This window comes from Streptomyces sp. NPDC001714, from assembly GCF_042892755.1.
Taxonomy (GTDB): Bacteria; Actinomycetota; Actinomycetes; order Streptomycetales; family Streptomycetaceae; genus Streptomyces.
The window spans coordinates 23,072-44,698 of sequence record NZ_JBIAUL010000010.1 but is presented as its reverse complement, the minus strand read 5'-3'; the positions used below and the strand labels follow the sequence as shown (position 1 = coordinate 44,698).

The window sequence follows — 21,627 nt, the reverse complement described above, 5'->3', positions numbered from 1 at the left end:
TCCCGGGTGCCGCCGCGGCCCGCCGCCGGGCGGCCGCGACGGCCCGGCTCACCAAGCCTGGGCCGCCCGTTCGTCCCCGGGAACCCGCTCCCCGGCCGGCCCGCTCTGCCCGGCCGCTCCCGCCAGCAGCAGGGCCAGCGAGGTGCGTGAGTCGATGTTGAGCTTGCGGTAGATCCGCGTCAGATGCACCTCGACCGTGCGCGGGCTCAGGGACAGCTGGCGGGCGATCTCCCTGGTCTTCTTCCCGTCGCCGACCATGGCTGCGATCTGCCGCTCCCTGGGCGTGAGTTCGGACATGGCCACCGGCTCGGCGGTGGGCGTGCGCAGCTGCCGCAGATAGGTGCCGATGGTCTCGGAGCCGATTCGATGGGCGAGTTCGACGGCGAACTGCTGCATCGACGCGGCGTCGTCGGCGCGTCCCGCCGCCGCGGCGCACGAAGCGCCGGCCATCAGGGCGAGGGCCTGGTCGCGGGTCATGCCGGCCGAGGAGAACAGCATGCCCGCCGTCCGGTAGCTCTCCAGAGCGGCCGCCAAGTCGTCGCGGGTGCGCAGCGCGTGTCCCCGGGCGATGCCGGCGTGCGCCCGGTGTGCGGCCAGGCCGGTGGCCCGCGCGGCCTCCTCGGCACGGCTCGCCCAGCCGTCCGACGTCTGCACCGGATCGGCCGGCGCGGAGAACGCCCGCCCCGACTCCATCACCGCTCCGGCCAGCAGTTCGTAGGACCGGGCCCGCAGCACCGTCGGCAGCTCCTGGAGTGCCGGGCCGCCGCCGCTGTCGAAGACCAGGGTGACCGCCCTGCGCCGGTCCCCGCGCAACCGTGCCACGGACGCCAGGACGAGCGGGGCGGCCAGTGCCCAGCTGAACTGCGCACCCTGCAGGACGGTCACGGCCTCTTCCGCGAGCCGGAGCGCGTCCTCGCCGGGATCCGTCCAGGCCGCCCCGAGCGCCTCGACGGCCAGAGCCAGGCCGTGCACGTGCCGGGCCTGCGAGGCCCGGGCGCGGGCCCCGGCCTCACGGGCGAGGTCACGGCTGACGGCGGGCCGGCCAATCTGCAGGTGGGTCACGGCCATGCCGAGCAGTAGCACGGGCAGCAGGTGGCACCGGCCGTACTTGCGTGCGATGGACACCCCGCGTGCGAAGTGCCGCTGGGCGTTGTGGAAATCGTAGGTGAGCGCCTCGCTCCAGGCCAGCGCCATCAGATACGACAGCCGGGCGGCCAGATCGAGGTCGGTGAAGCGGTCGATCAGGGCGGACGCCTCGGACAGCGCGGCCCGTGCGCTGTCCATCCGGCTCTCCAGGGCGGCACCGAGGCCCTGCAGGGCCAGCGCCCCGGCTTCGGCGAGGCCCGAGCGGTGGGCGCGGGCGACGCGCAGCGCCAGGTCGATGCGCCCGGGCTGCGGCGGGCGGCCGTCGAGGGCGGCGATCAATCCCTCGGTCACGATCATCTCGACCGTGTCCAGCGGCGGTTGGGGCATTTGCTCAAAGCGGGCCAGCTCCGCGGTGAGCAGCGCCTCCGCTTCTGGGTAGTTGGCGAGCAGCGTCTCCACCTGGGCGTAGAGCGCGATGGTGGCGGCCGGCGCCAACTCGTGCTGGGAGCGCAGGGCGTGCAGCAGGTCACGGCCGGCTTCCAGCCGCCCCTCGGTCCCCACCGACGTGGCCAGGATGGTGGTCAGGGCGCGGTGCAGTTCGTCGTCCTCGGCCGGAGTGACGTGCAGCGCCGCCCGGGCCCAGCGCGCGGCCGATCCAGGGTCGGTGCGCAGCGCCTCCTGGGCCGCCCGGTGCAGCAGTTCCACGTCGCCGGGCATGGGGTCGCCGAGGCAGTGCTCGACGTGGGCGGCGAGTTCGACCGGGGAGGCGGATCGTGCGGCCAGGAAGTCGGCGGCCCGGCGGTGCCCCGCGGCGAGCCAGGCGGGGTCGGTCCCCTGCTCGACGACCTTGCGCAGCAGCGGGTGGCGGTAGGACAGCCGGATACCCACGGCGCACAGGAGGTCGCGGTGGAGCAGGCCGTCCAGTGCCCGGACCGCGCGGGGGATGTCGAACTCGGCGACCGCCGCGATCGATTCGAGGTCGAACGACCGGCTGCCGAGCAGGGCCGCGGCCCGCGCGGCGGCCAGTTCGTCGGGGTGCAGCCGGGCTATCTCCGCGAGTACGGGAGCCGCGTAACGCTCCGGAATGGCGCCGTCCGGCCCGGCCTCGGCGAGGGCCAGCAGGAAGAGCGGGACACCCTGGCTCTGCCGGTGCAGTTCCAGCAGGCGGGCGTCGGAGACGGGCAGCCCGAGTATGCGTGCGGACTCGGCCGGAGCCAGCGGCCCCAGGTCGACCCGCTCGACGGTGCCCTGCTCGACGCCGCGGGCCAGTGCGGTGCGCGGGCCGTGGGGCAGCTGCTTGGGCCGGTGGGCGAGAACGAGGAGCAGCGGGACGGCGGCGGTCCGCCGCATCAGCTGCTCGACCAGTTCGGCGGCGCCGCGGCCTGCCCAGTGGAAGTCGTCGAGCAGGACCACCGCCCGGCAGTCGCGGGCCGGGGACGGCAGGGCGCCGAGCGCCTCGTGCAGCAGCCGTCCGTTCGCTGGAAGCGACGCACCCGGGAACAGCGCTTCGCCGGCCACCCGGACGAATTCCGGCGTTTCGGCGGGCGTCGGAACGTTTTCCGGAATTTCCGCTTCCGTATAGTGCGCATTGAGAACCGCCATGCCCAGGCGCTGCGCTTTCGCGGATATCGCGGCCAGCATCCTGGATTTTCCGGTGCCCGGCGGCCCGGCAATTTCGATGACGCGCCCCTGTCCGCTTTTCAGTGCCATCAGGGCACTGTGGAGTTTGTCCATCTCCGCTCGTTGGGATATTGGGACGGGAATTTCTGCGGCGATCGTGCCAGACGTCATGGTGCCCCCGTTGATTTCCAGGAAAGCGGTGGTCGGCCGCGGTGACGTCGATCATGTCACGGTCGCGGCGACGGTCCCGGCGCCATGGGCCGAAGGCCCGCGGCTGTGCTCGCCATTGAGCTCGGGTGTCACGGTCACTCGTGCTACGGTCGCGGCGGTCGAGGTGCGCCGCCACTCGTACATCGACAGTGACCGGATCCGAGCGGGAGGGCAACGTCTCTATCGGACGAAAGGCGCAGGCTCGCCCGGGGGGTGGCGGGAAGACGCACCGTCCAGCCTTTCTGCTTGATCGTAATCCGCATCACAAATTTAGATCAAACGGATAGTGAATGTCAAGGTGCCCCAAGTCGGGCAAGGAATGCCGCATCTTCCGGCATGTCATAATCATGCTGGGTATCTCCTTTAGTGAGACTTTGGCGGTGTGTTGTGGACTGCCTTTATGACCGTTGCCTACGTGGTCGGAGGCCGCGTCAACCTGGACGCCGCGACGACCGTCCCTTTCCATGAGGCCTTCGCCGCCGTCCGCGAGGCCTATGACCGTGCCGCACGGTGGACCGGCCTGACGGTTCCCCAGCTGCTCACCGACGAGCTGCCCGACGATCCGGAGGAGCGGCAGAGCCGCGGATCGCTGCGCCAGGCCGCCCTCGTCCTCGGGCTCGCCGACGTGCTCGCCGAGCGTGGCGTCACCCCCTCCGTCACCGGCGGCGTCAGTCTCGGCGGCATGACCGCAGGGGTCCTGGCAGGTGGCCTCGGGCGGGACCACTACCTGCGCTTCCTGCACCAGCAGCGACTGGTGCCGCACCTGCCGCCGGACGCCCCGGAGCAGGCGGTCGCCCGTGCCTTCGTGCCGGCCGAGGACGACCCCGCCGGCTATCACGGCGCCGCCCGGCCCGGGGTCCACCTCGCCGGGGACTTCGGCCCGGTGCTGGAGGGCACCAAGCGGATGCTGCTGCTAGGCGGCCGACGCACCGCGATCGAGAAGCTCGCGGCATCCCTGCCGGAGCGGACCGTGCTCGTCCTGGAGGGGCAGACCATCGCCGCCCACACCGAACTGCGCGCACACGAACGGGAGTTCCTCTCGGCGTATGTGAACGCCATGCCCTTCACCGATCCCCCCGTGCCGGTCTGCTCCGCGGTCCAGCCCGACGCCCGGGCACTGACCACCGCCGAGCAGGTGCGCGATCTGTTCGACCGTAACCCCGTCGCACCCATCACCATGCCTGGCATGCTCGCCGAACTGGGGCGGCTGGGCACCCGACTGGGGGTGGTCTTGGGCAGATCCATACCCAAGGGGGTCATCGACTTTCCCTTTCCCGTGGTGCACGTGCAGGAACCGGCCGACGTGGAGCAGGCGGTGACCGCCGCGACCCAGGTGGCCGACAGCGGGGCCCGTGTCTGACCGCCGGGCCGGAGTGCCGCTCTCGGTCCTGGACATCGCACCCGTCGTACAAGGGGCCACCGTGGCGGAGACGATGGCCCGGACGCTCGACCTCGCCCGCCATGCCGAACGGCTCGGCTACCTGCGGCACTGGTTCTCCGAACACCACAGCACGCTCAGCCTGGCGGCCTCCGCGCCCGCCCTGCTGGTCGCCGAGGCGGCCCACGCCACGCGCACGCTGCGGGTGGGGGCCGCCGGGGTGTTGCTGGCCCACCAGCGGCCGTTGCTGGTCGCCGAGCAGTACTGCACGCTGGCCGCGTTCCACCCCGACCGGATCGACCTCGGCGTCAGCCCGGCGACCGGCAGCCTGAACCCGGCCGTCCAGATCGCCCTGCGCGGCGGGGCCGGCCCCTGCACCGCGGAGGACTTCGCCGCGCGCACCGAGGAACTGCTGCGGCTGCTGGATCCGGCGACGGACACGGCCGGCGGTGTCCTGGTGACGCCCAGTCCGGACAGCGGGCCGCCCGTCTGGATGGTGGGCCGGGACGAGACCGACGCCGTGCTCGCCGGCCGATGCGGGCTGCCCTTCGTCTTCGGCTACCACTTCAGCCCGCACACCGTCGACGCCGCCCTCAAGGCGTACCGGTCGGCCTTCCGGCCCAGCGAACGATGGCCGAAACCATACGTCGTGCTCGACGTCCTGGTGCTGCTGGCCGAGACCGGGGAACGGGCCCGGTACCTGGCCGGCCCGCTGGAAGTGGCCGCCCTCCAGATGCGCGAGGGGCGGCTCGGCCCCTATCTGCGCCCGGAGGAGGCCGAGGCCGTTGCCGCCGGCTGTCCGGCCGGGCAACGCGCCGAGGTGCGGGCCCAGTTCGACAGCCAGGTGGTCGGGGACCCCGTGGCGGCGCGCCGCGCCCTCGCCACGCTGCTCGAACGTACGGGCGCCGACGAAATCATGGCGATCACCATCGTCACCGACCACGCGGCCCGGCTGCGCTCCTACGAACTGCTCGCCGAGGTCGCCGCGGATCTGCGGACCCGAGCGCTCCGCTGAAAGCGCCGTACGGCGACGGCAGCTTCCGTCCCGCCACGGGGAACCGGCCTCGTGGCGGGACGGCGCTGTGTGGACTACGCTCCGGGGCCGAACCAGGTTTCCAGGGCGGTCAGCAGGCCCTTCTCGTCGGACCCGGCCCACGCGACGTAGCCGTCGGGCCGGACGAGCAGGCCCGGTGCGTCGAGTCCGGGGACGGCCGGGACAGCGGCCCGCGCCACCCGGTCCGACCAGCCGGGCACGTCGCCGGGAGCATCCGGGTCCCCCTCGCGGACCAGCAGGACGCCGAGCCCGCTGTGCACGGCCCCGGCGGCGGCCTCGGGCAGGACCGGCAGCGGACGGCCGACCAGCGGCGAGACGCCGGTCGACGCCTCGGGCAGGATCCGCTCCAGGGGATAGCGCACGGTCGTGACCGCGCCGACCAGATGCTCCACGACCTGCGGCAGCCGGACCAGTTCGGCAACGAGCGCGCGCAGCGGCGCCGGCTCCTCCAGCGGGTGCAGCAGGGCCAGTTGGGCCAGCATGACCTCGACCGCCCGCTCCCCGACCGGCCGCCGCTCGGCCTCGTAGGTGTCCAACAGGCCTTCCGGCGCCGTGCCGTTGACCTCGGCGGCGAGCTTCCAGCCAAGGTTCACCGCGTCGTTGAGGCCGGTGTTGAGCCCGTGCCCGACGGCGTGGAAATGCGTGTGCGCGGCGTCGCCCGCGAGCAGGACCCTGTCCTTGCGGAAGGCGTCGGGAAGCCGGGTGACATTGCCGTAGCGGGCCATCCAGCGCGGTCGGCCGCCGGTCACCGGCGCACCCGCAACCCGCCGAACACTCGCCTGGACCTCCTCGAAGCCCACCGGCACCTGGTGGCCGGGTGTCTCGCGGGCGAACTCCGTGGTCATCACATGGTGGAAACCCGCGTCGGGGATCACGCCGTACAGCCCGGCCGCGCCGGTGCCCGCCCCCTCCGGCCCGCGGTAATCCTCCACCTGTGCCACCACGCCGTACCACGACGGGCCGCGCGGAGGTGCCGCGAAGCCCGCGGCCTCCCGGACGGTGCTGTCGCCACCGTCCGCCCCGACCAGGAAGGCACCACGCAGCGAGTACTCGCCCGACGGCCCGCGCACGGTGACCGCCACCTCGTCCGCGTCCTGGCCGACCGCCACCACCTCGTGGCCGCGCCGCAGGTCCGCGCCGAGGGCCACCGCACGGTCCTCCAGGGCCGCCTCGACCCGGTGCTGCGGCACGATCAGCCAGTAGTCGTCGGGGGAGGCCTTGCCGAGATCCATCGGCAGATGGGCGAAGTGCACCGCCGGCCACCGCGGCAGCTCACCCAGTCCGGCCAGCAGGCCACGCCGCTCCAGGACGTCCGCGGACCGGCCGTGCAACAGCCGGGAGAACGCCTCGTGATCGCGGCGGGCACGCCGCTCGAGCACCACGGCGGGCACGCCGTTCAGCCGCAGCTCAGCGGCGAGCAACAGCCCGACCGGGCCGCCGCCGGCGATGATCACAGTGCGGTTCACGCGGGTCATTCGGACTCCTCACGGGGTGGTGGCGAGCGAGTCGCCGAGGAAGCGGGAGAGCGCGGCCGGTGTCGGGAAGTCGTAGATCCCGGTGGCCGGGACGGTGAGCCCGGCCACGTCCCGCAGCCGGTTGTTGAGTTCGAGCGCGGTCAGCGAGGCGAACCCGATGTGCAGGAACTCCACGTCCTCGGGCACGTCCTCCGGTCCGGGCAGCCCCAGCACCGCGGCTGCCTGGGTGCGTACGAGTTCCAGCAGCACGGAGCGGAGGTCCTCGCCCTCGGTCTCGGCCAGCCGCCGCCGCCAGGACAGCGGACGGCCCTCGTCCGCGGCCCGCAGCAGCCGTGCCGCCCGCGGGAGTTCGCGCAGCAGCGGGCGCGGGCGTTCACCGCCGAACTCCGGCAGCAGCCTCTCCCAGTCGGGGTCGGCGAGCAGCAGCCGGGCACCGCCGTCGCCGAAGGCGCGCGCCAGGTGGTCCATCGCCGCCGCGGCGGCCACCGGGCGCAGACCGTGGCCGCGCGGGCCCTCCACCACGCCCTCCCGCGACCAGGGACCCCAGAACAGCACCGAGGTCGGCCGGCCGTCGGCGGTCCGCTGCCGGGCCAGCCCGTCGAGCCATGCCTGCGCCGGGCCCTCGTTGGCCGTGCCGTGACCGCCCAGGACCCCGCTCGCGGCACCCAGCAGGACCAGTACCGCGCCGGGCGTCCGGTCGGCCACCTCGGCGGCCGTCCGCGCCTGCGCCCGCACCCGGGCCAGCGCCTGCTCCGCCCGCTGCGGGCCGAGCGACGCGGCCGGCGGCGGCTCGGGCGGTACCAGGACCTGTACGACCGCCGCGGGTGCCGAGTCCGGGAGCGGCAGGAGGTCCGCGGCCCCCCGGCCGGCCGGGTCCCACGCCGTGACGGTCACCCGGGCGCCGCACTCCGCCGGATACGGGTCGGCTTCCGTCGGATCACCCGGTGCGTGGGTCAGCAGCAGATGCTCGGCGCCGTGCCGGGCGAGCCAGCGTGCGGCCTCCCGGCCCAGCCCCGTGGTGCCGCCGATCACCAGGATCGTGCCCGGCGGCACCTTGAGGTCGTCGTGGCGGGGCACCGAGGCCGTCACCAGCCGCCGTCCGTACAGGTCCTGGCCGCGCACGGCCACCTGGTCCTCGCCGTCCGACGCGGCCAGGAAGCGGGCCAGCCGCGCGCCGGCCCGCGCCGCGCCGGCCGGGTCGGGCGGCAGATCCACGACACCGCCCCACGCCTGCGGGCGTTCGACGGACAGTCCGTGGGCCAGCCCCCACACGGCGGCCTGCCCGAGGTCGGGTCCCGGCCCGTCGTCGTCCACCGTCACCCCGTCCGCGGTGACCGCCCACAACGGCGCCGTGACGCCGGCGGCCGTCAGGGTGTCGAGCGTCTCCAGCACGGCCGGGACGGGACCGGCCGCGCCCCGCGCGGGAAAGGCGAGCACGCCTGCCCAGGACCGCCCGGTGAGCACCGTGCTCCCCGCGTCGGCGACCCGGACCACCTCGGCCCCGTACGCGGCGAGCGCGTCCGCCACGGCGCCCACCGTCGCGTCCCCGTGCAGCGGGTCGGCCGGTACGAGCAGCGCCCAGCCGCCGGCGGCCGGTGTCACCCGGTCCGGCAGCGCGAGGTGGCGCCAGGCCGGCCGGTGCGGCCAGTTCGGCCGACGGCGCCACGCGGACAACGCGTCCACCAGCGGGGCCAGCGGCCCCGGCCGGTCCAGGTGCAGGAGCTCCGCCACGGATCCGGCGTCGGCGCGGTCGATCGCGTCCCAGAACGCGGACTCCGCCCCGTCGGCCACGGCCGTCGACAGGGCGGGCGTGTCGAGCCAGTACCGCTCCCGCTGGAAGGCGTAAGGGGGCAGGTCCACCACGGTGTCACCGGCACCGTGGACCGCCGCCCAGTCGACCGGCACGCCGTGCACGTGCGCCTCGGCCACCGCCCCCAGCAGCGCGGTCGCCTCGTCGCGCCCCGGCCGGGCGGTGGCGACGGCACGTACCGGGGGAGCTGCGGCGTCCGCCTCCAGGGCACGCCGGGCCAGCGCGGTCAGGGTCGGCGCGGGACCGGTCTCCAGGAGGGTGGTGACACCGAGCCGACGCAGTTCGCTCACCGCGTCCTGGAACCGCACGGTCTGCCGCAGCTGCCGGGTCCAGTAGCCGGCGGTGACCAGATCGTCCCCGGTCGCGACGCGGCCGGTCAGGGTGGACACGACCGGAACCGACGGCGGTCGGTACGCGAGTTCCGCGGCGACCGCGCCGAACTCGTCGAGGACGCCGTCCATGAGGGGCGAGTGGAAAGCACCCCCGACGGTGAGGCGTCGACTGCGGCCGCCCCGCTCCCGCCACTCCTCCTCGACCTCGGAGAGTGCCGCCGGGTCGCCGGAGACGACCACGGACCCCGGGGCGTTCAGCGCCGCCACGGCCAGCAGGTCCGTGCGCCCGGCCAGCAACCCGGCGGCTGTCGCCTCGTCGGCGTCCAGCGCGGCCATGGCTCCCGGCGGGAGCCCCGCCATGAGCCGGGCCCGGGCGGCGACCAGCCGTACCGCCGACGGCAGATCGAGCACGTCCGCCGCCGTGGCGGCCGCCAGTTCCCCGATGGAGTGTCCGACCAGGTAGTCGGGAGCGATGCCCCAGTGCCGCAGCAGGCGGTGCACCGCCATCTCGTAGGCGAACAGGGCCGGCTGGGTGTACAGGGTGTCGTCGAGCGGCTCGCCGGGAGTGAACAGCACGTCCTTCAACGGCCGTTCGAGATGCACGGCGAACAGTGCGGCCACCTCGTCGAGGGTGTCGGCGAACACCGGGAAGGCCGCCGCCAGCTCCCGCCCCATGCCGGGATGCTGGGCGCCCTGCCCGGTGAACAGGAACGCCGTGCCGCCGGCCCGCCCGGAACCGACCGGAACCGCGCCGTCCGGGTTACCCCGGCCGAGCGAGGCGAGCCCGGCGAGAAGCTCGTCCCCGTCGGCTCCGACGACGGCCGCCCGATGGCCGAAACGGGTACGCCCGGCCAGCGTGCGGGCCACTTCCCGCGACCCGAGCCGCGGACGGGCCGTCAGATGGGCGTGCAGCCGCGCGGCCTGTGCGGCCAGCCCGGCCTCGGTACGGGACGACAACAGCCAGGGGAGCGTGACACCGACCGGTTCCGCACGTCCGGCCCCGGCCGGGGAACCGGTCCCGGTGTCCGCCGCGGCGCCGTCGGAGTCGGCTCCCGCCGCCGGAACCCGTTCGGCCGGGGCCTCCTCCAGGATCACGTGCGCGTTGGTGCCGCTGATGCCGAACGAAGACACCGCGGCCCGCTTGGGCCGGTCCACCGACGGCCACGGCACCCGCTCGGTCAGCAGCTTCACCTTGCCCGCCGACCAGTCGACCTGCGGCGTGGGCCGGTCGGCGTGCAACGTGCGCGGCAGCACGCCGGCCCGCAGGGCGTGGACCATCTTGATGATGCCGGCGGCTCCGGCGGCGGCCTGGGTGTGCCCGATGTTGGACTTCAGCGACCCCACGTACAGCGGCTCCGCGCGGTTCTGCCCGTAGGTGGCGAGCAACGCCTGCGCCTCGATCGGGTCGCCGAGCCGGGTACCCGTGCCGTGCGCCTCGACGACGTCCACGTCGGCCGGCGCCAGGTCCGCGTCGGCGAGGGCCTGCCGGATGAGCCGCTCCTGGGAGGGGCCGTTGGGCGCGGTGAGGCCGTTGGAGGCACCGTCCTGGTTCACGGCGGAGCTGCGGATCACCGCAAGCACGCGGTGGCCGTTCGCCTCGGCGTCGGAGAGCCGTTCCAGCAGCAGCAGCCCGGCGCCCTCCGCCCAGCCGGTTCCGTCGGCGTCGGCGGAGAACGCCTTGCAGCGGCCGTCGGGCGCCAGCCCACGCTGCCGGCTGAACTCGACGAAGGTCGCCGGGGTCGCCATCACCGCGACCCCGCCGGCCAGCGCCAGCGAGCACTCACCGGCCCGCAGCGCCCGCCCGGCCAGGTGCACGGCGACGAGCGAGGAGGAGCACGCGGTGTCCACCGTGACGGCCGGCCCCTCGAAGCCGAAGGTGTACGCGATCCGGCCCGAGGCCACGCTGCCGGCGCTGCCGCTGCCGAGCATGCCCTCGGCCTCCTCGGGCGGGCGGTGCTGGAGACGGGCACCGTAGTCGTTGTACATCACGCCCGCGTACACACCGGTCCGGCTGCCGCGCAGCTCGTGCGGGTCGATCCCGGCGTGTTCGAAGGCCTCCCACGCGGTCTCCAGCAGGATGCGCTGCTGGGGGTCGATCGCCAGGGCCTCCCGGGGCGAGATCCCGAAGAAGGCCGCGTCGAAGCGGTCGGCGTCGCGCAGGAAACCGCCCTGCTTGGTGGTGACCGTGCCTGACCGGTCGGGGTCGGGGTGGTAGAGCTCCGCCACGTCCCAGCCGCGTTCGGCGGGGAAGCCGCCGATGGCGTCCACCTCGTCGTCGACCAGTCGCCACAGTTCGGCGGGTGTGGTCACCCCGCCCGGGTAGCGGCAACTCATGCCGACCACGGCGATCGGCTCGCGCTCCTTCGCCTCGGCCCGCGCCAGCCTGCGGCGGGTCTGCTGCAGATCGGCGGTGACCCGGCGCAGATAGGCGACGAGTTCCTCTTCGCTGGCCATCAGTTGCCCTTCCCTCGGCTCGCCGGCGTGCCCGTGGCCATCACGCGACGCCCAGCTCGTTGTCGATCAGGTCGAAGATCTCCTCGGCGGAGGCCGACGCGATCCGCTCGCCCCCGGTGTCCCCGCCGCCGTTCCCGTCGTCCGGCAGGACGTCGCGCAGCAGCGCACGCAGCCGGTCGGCGACCTGTTCGCGCAGGCCGGCGTCGGCGGGCAGCCGGGTGAGCTCCTTCGCGAGGCCGTCCAGGTCCGTGAGGATCGGCGCGGCCGGCGCTTCCTCGTCGGCCAGCCGGGACAGCAGCAGGTCGGCCAGTGCCCGCGGGGTCGGATGGTCGAAGACAAGCGTGGCCGGCAGCCGCAGGCCGGTGGCCGCGCCCAGCCGGTTGCGCAGCGCCACCCCGGTGAGCGAGTCGAACCCAAGGTCCTTGAACGGGAGTTCCTCCTCCAGCGCCTGCGGGTCGGCGTGGCCCAGCACGGCGGCCGCCGTCTGCGTGACCAGGCCGAGGACGAGGGTCCGGCGGCCTTCCCGGTCCAGCCCGCGCAGCCGCCGCAGCAGGTCGTCCCCGGCGTCCGGCCGCCCCTGCGTCTCCCGGACCAATGTCCGGAACACCCCCGGGACCGTGCCGGTCTCGGCCGCCCGCGCGCGCAGCGCGGGTGCGTCCAGCCGGACCGGCACGAGCGCCGGACGCCCCAGGCCCAGGGCCGTGTCCAGCAGGTCCAGCGCCTCGGTGCTGTCCAGCGGCAGGATGCCCCCCTGCCCGATCCTGCGCAGGTCGGCGTCGTCCAGGTGTCCGGTCATGCCGCTGGCGTCGGCCCACAGCCCCCACGACAGGGACACCGCCTCCAGCCCCCGAGTCCTGCGGTGGTGGGCCAGCGCGTCCAGGAAGGCGTTCGCCGCCGCGTAGTTGGCCTGTCCGGGGCTGCCCAGCACCGCCGCGGCGGACGAGAAGAGAACGAACGGCGTCCCGGGCCGGCCGGCCGTCAGCGCGTGCAGGTTCCAGGCCGCGTCCACCTTGGGCCGCAGCACCCGCGCCAGCTGTCCGGGAGTCAGCGAGGGAACGGTCGCGTCGTCGAGGACGCCCGCTGCGTGCACCACGCCGCCGAGCACACGGCCGTCCGTCAGCGCGGCCAGCGCGCTCGCGTCGGCGGCGTCGCAGGCGACGATCTCCACCTCGGCGCCCAGCGCGGTCAGTTCCGCGTGGAGTCCGGCCGCTCCGGGTGCCTCGGGGCCCTGCCGGCCCAGGAGCAGCAGACGGCGCACGCCGTGCGCGGCGACCAGGTGCCGGGCCACCTGCCCGCCCAGCGTGCCGGTGCCACCGGTGACCAGGACCGGCCCCTCGGCACCGAACCGTGGCAGGCCCGCCGCGGCCGCGGGAACCGCCCTGCCGAGCCTGCGTACCCGGGCTTCGCCCTCGCGGACCGCCACCTCCGGCTCGTCCCGCGCCAGCGCGCCGGCCAGCGCGGCGGGCGCGGCGGTGCGGGAGGCGTCCGTGCCGTCGAGGTCCAGCAGGACGAAACGGCCGGGGTTCTCGGCCCCGGCGGACCGCAGCAGGCCGGGCACCGTGCCGTGGGCCAGCCAGGCGGGGTCCGACGGCCCGTCGTCGTCGTGGACGGCGACCGCGCCGCGGGTGACGAACACGAGCCGCGCCGCCGCGTACCGCGGATCGGCCAGCCATTCCTGGACCAGGGTGAGCACCTGCGCCGCGGCCGCGTGTGCGCCCGGCACGGGCTCCGCCACGAACGCCGGCAGCGGGACCAGCACCGCCTCCGGCAGCGGCAGCCCGCCGTCCACGGCGGCGGACAGCGCCGCCAGGCCGGTGTGCGCCGCCTCCTGCGGCACCAGACCCTGCGGGTCGTCGCCGAGCAGGGCCCAGCGGCCCGGGACGGCGGTGCCGTCGACGGCCGGCTCGGGCCACACGATCTCGTACAGCGAGCGGGGCCGGACGGCACCGGCGGCCGACATCTGGCGCAGCGTCAGCGTGCCGACGGACAGCACCGGACGGCCGTCGGGGTCGGTGATCTCGGCGGCGACGGTGAGCTGTTCGGGCTGCTCGGCGACGACCGCGAGCCGGGCGCGCAGGGCGGTGGCGCCGGTCGCGTGCAGGGTGATGTCCCCGAACGCGTACGGCAGCCGTATCCGCCGGTCGGCGGCCGTGCGCAGGCCGTCCGCCGCGATGGCGTGCAACGCCGCGTCCAGCAGCGCCGGATGGACGCCGTGGCCGTCCGCGCCGACCCCTTCGGGCAGGGCGATCTCCGCGAGGATCGCGTCCGGGGTCCGCCAGGCGGCCCGCAGCCCGCGGAGCGCGGGGCCGTACTCGTAGCCGGCCTCGCCGAGCCCGTCGTAGAACGCCTCGATGTCCAGGGCCTCGGCCCCCTCGGGCGGCCACGGGCCCGGCACGGCCTCCGGAGCGGCACCCGGCGCGGGGGCCAGAACGGCTGTCGCGTGATGCGTCCAGCCGGCGCCGTCCAGCTCGTCGGCGTCGACCGGCCGGGCGTGCACGGTCAGGGACCGGACGCCCTCCTCGTCGCCGCGGGCGACCGCCATCTGGAGGTCCACTGCGCCGTCCGCGGGCAGCACCAGCGGGGCGTGCAGCGTCAGTTCACGGACCCCGCCCCCGCCCGTTCTGGCCGCCGCGTGCAGCGCGAGGTCCACGAACGCCGTCCCGGGCAGCAGCACCCTCCCCGCGACCGCGTGGTCGGCGATCCAGGGGTGGGTGGCCGTCGACAACCGTCCCGTGAGCACACGGGAGGCGCCGTCCGCGAGGTCGACCGCCGCGCCGAGCAGCGCGTGCCCGGCGTCGGCCAGGCCCGCCCCGGACAGGTCACCGGTGCCGGCCGGGGAGTCCAGCCAGTAGCGCTGCCGCTGGAAGGGGTAGGTCGGCAGGTCGACCGGGCGGCGCGCCAACCCGCCGAGGGCCGCGGACCAGTCCGCCGGCCCGCCCGCCGCGTGCACCCGCCCCAGCGCGGTCAGCATCTCGGCCGCACCGCCGTGGTCCCTGCGCAGCGTCCCGGTCACCGTCACCGGCGCCTCGGTGACCGCCTCCGCCGCTTCCTGGAGCGGGACGGTCAGCACCGGGTGCGGACTCACCTCGACGAAGAGCCGGTGGTCGTCGGCGATCAGCGCCTGGGCCGTCGGCAGCAGCAGCACGGGCTGCCGGAGGTTGCGGTACCAGTACTCCGGACCGAGTGCGGCGGTGTCCAGCGGGCCGGCGGTGACGGTGGAGTAGAAGACGACGTCCGTCGAGCGTGGCCTGATCCCCGCGAGCAGTTCCCGTACCTCGGCCTCGACCCGGGCGACGTGCGGCCCGTGCGAGGCGTAGTCCACGGGCACCCGCCGTACCCGCACCCCGGCCGCCTCGCAATCCGCGGCGAGGGCGTCCAGGGCGTCCGGGGAGCCCGAAACCACCGTGGAGGTCGGTCCGTTGACCGCCGCCACGCTCAGGTCGGAGTCCTCCGGGAACCGCTCCCGCACCGCCTCGGCCGCCAGCTGCACCGACATCATGCCGCCCCGGCCGGACAGCGCCCTCAGCGCGGCGCTGCGCAGCGCGACCACCCGCGCGCCGTCGTCCAGGCCGAGTGCACCGGCGACCGTGGCGGCGGCGATCTCGCCCTGCGAGTGGCCGACCACCGCGTCCGGCCGCACCCCGTACGACTCCCAGACCGCGGCCAGCGACACCATCACCGCCCACAGCACGGGTTGCACCACGTCGACCCGCTCGAGCGACGCACTGCCCGGCCGCTCGGTGAGGACGTCCTGCAGCGACCAGTCGGTGTACGGTGCCAGCGCCCGTGCGCACTGCTCGATCCGCTCCCGGAACACCGGCGAGGACGTCAGCAGCTCCCGGGCCATCGCCGGCCACTGGGAGCCCTGGCCGGGGAAGACGAAGACGGTACCGCCGGGGTCGGCCGCGGTGTCCACCACCACGGCCTCGCTCTCCCGCCCCTGCGTCAGCTCCGCCAGGCCGTCCAGCAGTGCGGTGCGCCCGCCGGCCACCACGACGGCCCGGTGCCCGAACGCGGTGCGCTGTTCCGCCAGGGCCCGCCCGGCGTCGGCGAGCGCCGCGTCGGGCAGCTCCGACGCCAGTGCGTGCAGCCGCCCGGCCAGTGCGCGCAGGGCGGGCCCGGTGCGCGCGGACAGCGGCCACACGAGGGCACCTTCGCCGCCCGGATCCCCGGTCCCGCCGCCCTCCTTCTCCTTGTTCTCCTCCTCGCCGACGGCCGCCCCGGGCGCCTGCTCCAGCACCACATGGGCGTTGGTGCCGCTCAGCCCGAACGAGGACACCGCGCCCCGGCGCGGCCGGCCCGCCTCGGGCCACGGTCGCTGCTCGGTGAGCAGTTCCACCTTGCCGGCCGACCAGTCCACGTGCGGCGACGGCGCGTCCACGTGCAGGGTCCTCGGCAGCACGCCGTGCCGGATCGCCTGGACCATCTTGATGACGCCGCCCACCCCCGCCGCGGCCTGGGTGTGCCCGATGTTGGACTTCAACGACCCCAGGTACAGCGGCTCCTCGCGGTCCTGCCCGTAGGTGGCGAGCAGCGCCTGCGCCTCGATCGGGTCGCCGAGGACGGTGCCGGTGCCGTGCGCCTCGACCGCGTCCACGTCCGCCGTCGTCAGCCGTGCGTCGGCGAGGGCGTCCCGGATGACCCGCTGCTGCGAGGTGCCGCTGGGCGCGGTCAGGCCGTTGGAGGCACCGTCCTGGTTGACCGCGCTGCCCCGGATCACCGCGAGCACCCGGTGGCCGCGGCGCACCGCGTCCGAGAGCCGCTCCACCAGCAGCAGCCCGGCTCCCTCACCGAAGCCGGTGCCGTCCGCGCCGGCGGCGAAGGAGCGGCAGCGGCCGTCGGGGGACAGCCCCCGCTGGCGGCTGAACTCGGTGAAGATGTTCGGCGTCACGACGACCGTGGCGCCGCCCGCCAGTGCCAGGTCGCACTCGCCGCCCCGCAGCGCCCGGCACGCCATGTGCAGGGCCACCAGCGACGACGAGCACGCCGTGTCGACCGACACCGCCGGCCCCTCCAGGCCGAGGGTGTACGAGATCCGGCCGGAGGCGACGCTGGTGACGTTGCCCGACGCGAGATAGCCCTCCACGCCTTCCGGCACTCCGCGCAGCCGGGCCGCATACTCCTGCGCGAAGACGCCGACGAACACGCCGGTGCGGCTGCCGCGCAGGCTGGTCGGGTCGATCCCGGCGTGCTCCACCGCCTCCCACGCGCTCTCCAGCAGGATGCGCTGCTGCGGATCGGAGGCCAGCGCCTCGCGCGGGTTGATGCCGAAGAACGCGGCGTCGAAGTCGGCGGCGCCGGACAGGAATCCGCCGTGCCGCGCATAGGAGGTGCCCACGCCGTCCGGGTCCGCGTCGTACAGGCCCGGCAGGTCCCAGCCGCGGTCGGTGGGGAAGCCGGAGATCGCGTCCCGGCCGTCGCGCACCAGTCGCCACAGCCCGTCCGCCGATGTCACGTCACCGGGGTAACGGCAGCTCATGCCGATGATGGCGATCGGCTCGCCGTCCGCGACGGCCTCCCGGACGGCCGGCGCGCCTGCCACGGTGTCGCCGTCCAGCAGTTCGGCGAGGATGTGACCGGCGAGCGCGGCCGACGTCGGGTGGTCGAAGACGGCCACCGCGGGCAGCCGCAGGCCGGTGGCCCGGTTGACCCGGTTGCGGACTTCGAGCGCGGTCAGGGAGTCGAAGCCCAGGTCCTTGAACGCGCGGTCCGGCGGCACCGCGTCGAGCGAGGCGTGGCCGAGGACCGCGGCGACCTCGCCGCGCACCAGCCTCCCGACCAGCGCCCGCTGTTCGCGCGGTGACAGCGAGGCCAGTTTCGTCGCGAGTCCGTCAGCGGCGGCGTCGCGGGCGGGGGCGCCGGCGGTCTCCGCGAGCGCCGCCCGCACCTCGGGAACGGTGTCGAGCAGCGGGCTCGGGCGCATCGCGGTGTAGCTGGGGGCGAACCGCTCCCACTCCATGTCCGCGACCGACAGCAGGGTCTCGTCGTCGCCGAGCGCCTGCCCCAGCACGCCGAGCGCCAGGGCCGGCGCCATCGCGCGGATGCCGCGCCGCTCCAGCAGGTCGGCGGCACCTTCCAAATCGGCCATGCCGCCGTCCGCCCACGAACCCCAGGCGAGCGAGACCGCCCGGCGGCCGTGCGCCCGCAGCCGCTCGGCCAGCCCGTCCAGATGGGCGTTGCCCGCGGAGTACGCGGCCTGGCCGCCGCTGCCCCACACCCCCGCGTTGGAGGAGAACAGGACGAAGGCGTCCAGGTCCCGGCCGGCCAGCAGCGCGGCCAGCCGTTCGGCACCGGCCACCTTGCCCGTCACCACCCGGGCGTACTCGGCCACCTCCGTCTCCACCACCGGCGTGTACGCCTGTGCGGCGCCCGCGGCGTGGAAGACCGCGGTGGGCGGATGCTCGGCCACCAGCGCGGCCAGCGCGTCCGGATCGGCGACATCGCACGCGGCGAGCGTCACCCGGGTGCCGGACGCCTCCAGCTCCGCGGCGAGTTCGGCCGCACCGGGGGCCCGGGGCCCGCGCCGCCCGGCCAGCACCAGGTGCTCCGCACCGCGCTCGGCCAGCCAGCGCGCGAGATGACCGCCGACACCGCCGGTGCCGCCGGTGACCAGGACCGTGCCGCGCGGTGTCCAGGGCGCGGGCCGCACGGTACGGCGGGGCAGCGGTGCTCGCACCAGCCGCCGGACCAAGGGTCCGGAACGGCGCAGCGCCACCTGGTCCTCGTCGCCGAGCCCGGCCAGGACGGCGGCCAGATCGCCGCCGGTACGCTGCTCGGCCGTCGCGGGCAGATCCACCAGGCCGCCCCACAGCCGCGGCTGCTCCAGCGCGATCACCCGGCCGAGGCCCCACAGTTGCGCCCCGCTCCCCGACGCCTCGCCGTCCCCTTCCACACCGCACTGCGCGATCCCGCGGGTCAGCGTCCACAGCCGCGCCGCGGAGCCGGTGCCGGCCAGCGCCTGCACGAGCGCGAGGGTTCCCGCCACGCTCAGCGGGACCGCCGGATGCTCGGGATGCGGCTCCTCGGCGAAGCCCAGCAGGGAGACCACGCCGTCGACGGCCTCGCCCGCGGCGCGAAGGCGGTCCGTGAACCAGGCGCGGTCCGCTGTGCCGTCGGCGGTCAGAGTGGTGGTGGCCGCCCCGTGCCGGCGCAGCGCGGTGTGGACCAGGTCCACCGCCTCGTCGTCCACGTGCGCGGCGGGCACGACGACCAGCCAGGACCCTCCCGGCACGGCCGTGCCCGCCGGGTGCGGCGCGGCCTGCCAGGCGACGCGGTAGCGCCACCGGTCGACCCGCGAGGCCTCCTGCGTACGGCGTCGCCAGCCGGCGAGGGCGGGCAGCAGTTCCCCCAGCGAGGCGTTCTCGCCGACCTCCAGCCGGCTCGCCAGCGCGTCCTGGTCGCCGTGCTCGACCGCCGCCCAGAACTCCGTGTCCCCCGCCTGCTCCGTCGTGGCCCCGCCGGCCGCGTGGAAGGCCGAGTCGATCCAGTAGCGCCGGTGCTCGAACGCGTACGTCGGAAGCGGCACCGCCCGCGCCCCGGTCAGGAGGGGGGCCCAGTCGACGGCGACGCCGTGGACGTGCAGCCGGGCCAGCGCGGTGACGAGTCCGGGATGCTCGGCCGGCACCACCACCGCGTCGTCGAGGGCTTGGTGTACCAGGGGCGTCAGGGTCGCACCCGGACCGAGCTCCAGATGGACGGTGGCGCCCGCGCCGGCCAGGGTCCGCACGCCGTCGTGGAAGCGGACGGCGTTGCGGATGTGGTGGACCCAGTACTCGGGCGAGGTGAGGTCCTCGGCCGTCGCGAGGGCACCGGTGAGATTGGACGCGATGGTCACCGTGGACGGACGGTAGGTCAGCTCCCGTGCCGTGGACCGGAACTGTTCGAGAACGGGGTCCATGTGGGGGGAGTGGAAGGCGTGGCTGACGTCCAGACGCCGGATGCGCCGGCCGCGTTCCCGCCACAACTCGGCGAGCTCGGTGACCGGTCCCTCGTCGCCGGACAGGACCACGGAACGCGGGCCGTTGACGGCGGCGACGGCAACGCGGTCGTGGAACTCCTCCAGGCCCGGCAGGAGCTCGTCCTCGCCGGCCTCGACGGCGATCATGGTGCCGCCGGGCGGGAGTTGCTGCATGAGGGTGGCGCGGGCGGCGACGAGCTTGGCGGCGTCCTGGAGGGTGAGGACTCCGGCGGCGTGGGCGGCGGAGATCTCGCCGATGGAGTGTCCGGCGAGGTAGTCGGGTCGTATACCGAGGCTCGTCAGGAGCGTGAACAGGGCGGTGTGGTAGGCGAAGAGCGCGGTCTGGGTGTAGAGGGTCTGTCCCAGCAGCTCGTCGCTGTCGCCGAACATCACCTCCCGCAGGGGTTGTGCGAGGTGCGGGTCCAAGAGCGCGCAGACCTCGTCGAGGGCTTCGGCGAAGACGGGGTAGGTGTCGTACAACTCCCGTCCCATGCCCGGCCGTTGTGAGCCCTGTCCGGAGAACAGGAACGCCGTCTTCGGCGGCCGTTCGGCGGTGCCGGTCACGACCCGGTCGTGTGCGCGGCCCTCCGCCAGTGCCGTCAGACCCTGGACCAGCTCGTCCCGCGACGACCCCAGGACCGCCGCGCGCTGCTCGAACGCCGCGCGGGTCGTGATCAGGGAGTGGGCGAGGTCCGCGACGCCCAGCTCCGGATGGTCCCCGACATGCGCCAGCAGCCGCCCGGCCTGCGCCCGCAGCGCCGACCCGCTCTTCGCCGAGAGCACGAGGGGCAGGGCCGGTCCGGTGGGCCGGTCCTGCGCCTGGGCTCCGGCCCGCTCCTCCGCCTGCTCCAGGATCAGGTGCGCGTTCGTGCCGCTGATCCCGAACGCGGAGACTCCCGCCCGGCGCGGCCGCCCTGCCTCCGGCCAGGGCGTGGGCTCGGTGACGACCGTGACCTGACCCGAGGACCAGTCGACATGCGGCGTCGGTTCGTCTACATGCAGGGTCGGCGGCAGCACGCCCTCCCGGATCGCCCCGATCATCTTGATGACCCCGGCGACCCCCGCGGCGGCCTGCGTGTGGCCGATGTTGGACTTCACCGAGCCGAGGTAGAGGGGCCGTTCGCGCCCGTGGCCGTAGGCGGTCAGGACCGCCTCCGCCTCGATCGGGTCACCCAGCCGGGTCCCGGTGCCGTGCGCCTCGACGGCGTCGACGTCGGCCGGCCCGAGCCGCGCACTGGCCAGGGCCTGCCGGATGACACGTTGCTGTGACGGTCCGTTCGGTGCCGTCAGCCCGTTGGACGCGCCGTCCTGGTTGACCGCGGAGCCGCGGACCACCGCGAGGACGTCCCGCCCGTTGCGGCGGGCGTCCGAGAGACGCTCCAGGACCAGCACCCCGACGCCCTCGGCGAAGTTGGTCCCGTCCGCGGCCGCCGCGAAGGCCTTGCAGCGCCCGTCCGGGGCGAGCCCGCGCTGCCGGCTGAACTCGACGAAGGCGCCGGGACTGCCCATCACCGTCACCCCGCCCGCCAGGGCCAGCACGCACTCCCCGCGCCGCAATGCCTGCGCCGCGAGATGGATGGCGACCAGAGAGGACGAGCAGGCCGTGTCGAGCGACACCGCCTGCCCCTCGAGACCGAGGGCGTACGCCACCCGCCCGGAGGCCACACTGCTGGTGGTCCCGGTGAGCACGTAGCCTTCGAGACTGTCGCCCTCCCGGTAGGACTGCGGACGGTAGTCGTGGGAGATCACCCCCGCGAAGACGCCGGTCCTGCTGCCGCGCAGCGTGGTCGGGTCGATCCCGGCGTGCTCCACCGCCTCCCAGCCGACCTCCAGCAGCAACCGCTGCTGCGGATCGGCGGCGAGCGCCTCACGCGGGCTGATCCCGAAGAACTCGGCGTCGAAGTCGCCCGCGTCGTACAGGAATCCGCTCTCACGGGTGTAGCACGTGCCCGACGTCTCCGGGTCCGGGTCGTAGAGCGCCGCCAGGTCCCAGCCCCGGTCGGCGGGGAACGGGCCGATCGCGTCCCCGCCGGCGGCCACCAGCCGCCACAGGTCCTCGGGGGTGCGCACCCCGCCGGGGAAGCGGCAGCCGATCCCCACGACGGCGATCGGCTCGTACTGCTCCGCCTCCGCCTCCTGGAGCCTGCGCCGGGCCTGGCGCAGATCCGCTGTCGCCCGCCGCAGATAGTCGCGGAGCCTCTCCTCGTTCGACTGGTGCGACTCGTTCGACCCATGAGACATGGCCACGTCC

Annotated in this window: 6 protein-coding genes; 2 read left to right on the top strand and 4 right to left on the bottom strand. The window is 75.0% G+C overall.

All coding sequences use genetic code 11. The features are described from left to right. Window positions 1-48: 48 nt before the first annotated feature. Window positions 49-2,820 (bottom strand): LuxR C-terminal-related transcriptional regulator, encoded by a 2,772-nt coding sequence (locus tag ACFY0P_RS25520; protein ID WP_388917351.1) that lies wholly within the window; start codon window positions 2,818-2,820, stop codon window positions 49-51. Window positions 2,821-3,316: 496 nt separating this feature from the next. Here ACFY0P_RS25520 and ACFY0P_RS25515 point away from each other — a divergent pair, with 496 nt between their 5' ends. Then, entirely contained in the window at window positions 3,317-4,276 is a 960-nt protein-coding gene (locus ACFY0P_RS25515; RefSeq protein ID WP_388917348.1) for an ACP S-malonyltransferase, read from the top strand. After that, window positions 4,269-5,309 (top strand): MsnO8 family LLM class oxidoreductase, encoded by a 1,041-nt coding sequence (locus tag ACFY0P_RS25510; protein ID WP_388917345.1) that lies wholly within the window; start codon window positions 4,269-4,271, stop codon window positions 5,307-5,309. Before ACFY0P_RS25515 ends, ACFY0P_RS25510 begins: the two co-directional genes overlap by 8 nt. A 74-nt stretch (window positions 5,310-5,383) precedes the next feature. On the opposite strand, the gene ACFY0P_RS25505 is transcribed toward ACFY0P_RS25510, so the two are convergent. The 3 genes from ACFY0P_RS25505 to ACFY0P_RS25495 are packed head-to-tail and all read right to left on the bottom strand — an operon-like array spanning window position 5,384 to window position 21,617. Further along, window positions 5,384-6,814, bottom strand: a complete 1,431-nt coding sequence (locus ACFY0P_RS25505; protein ID WP_388917343.1) for an FAD-dependent monooxygenase — start codon at window positions 6,812-6,814, stop codon at window positions 5,384-5,386. Window positions 6,815-6,832: 18 nt separating this feature from the next. Then, window positions 6,833-11,422 carry a beta-ketoacyl synthase N-terminal-like domain-containing protein gene (locus tag ACFY0P_RS25500; RefSeq protein ID WP_388918161.1) on the bottom strand — a complete coding sequence of 1,530 codons (4,590 nt, stop codon included), beginning with the start codon at window positions 11,420-11,422 and terminating at the stop codon, window positions 6,833-6,835. Window positions 11,423-11,459: 37 nt separating this feature from the next. Beyond that, window positions 11,460-21,617, bottom strand: a complete 10,158-nt coding sequence (locus tag ACFY0P_RS25495) for a type I polyketide synthase (RefSeq protein WP_388917340.1) — start codon at window positions 21,615-21,617, stop codon at window positions 11,460-11,462. Between the last annotated feature and the right edge of the window lie 10 nt (window positions 21,618-21,627).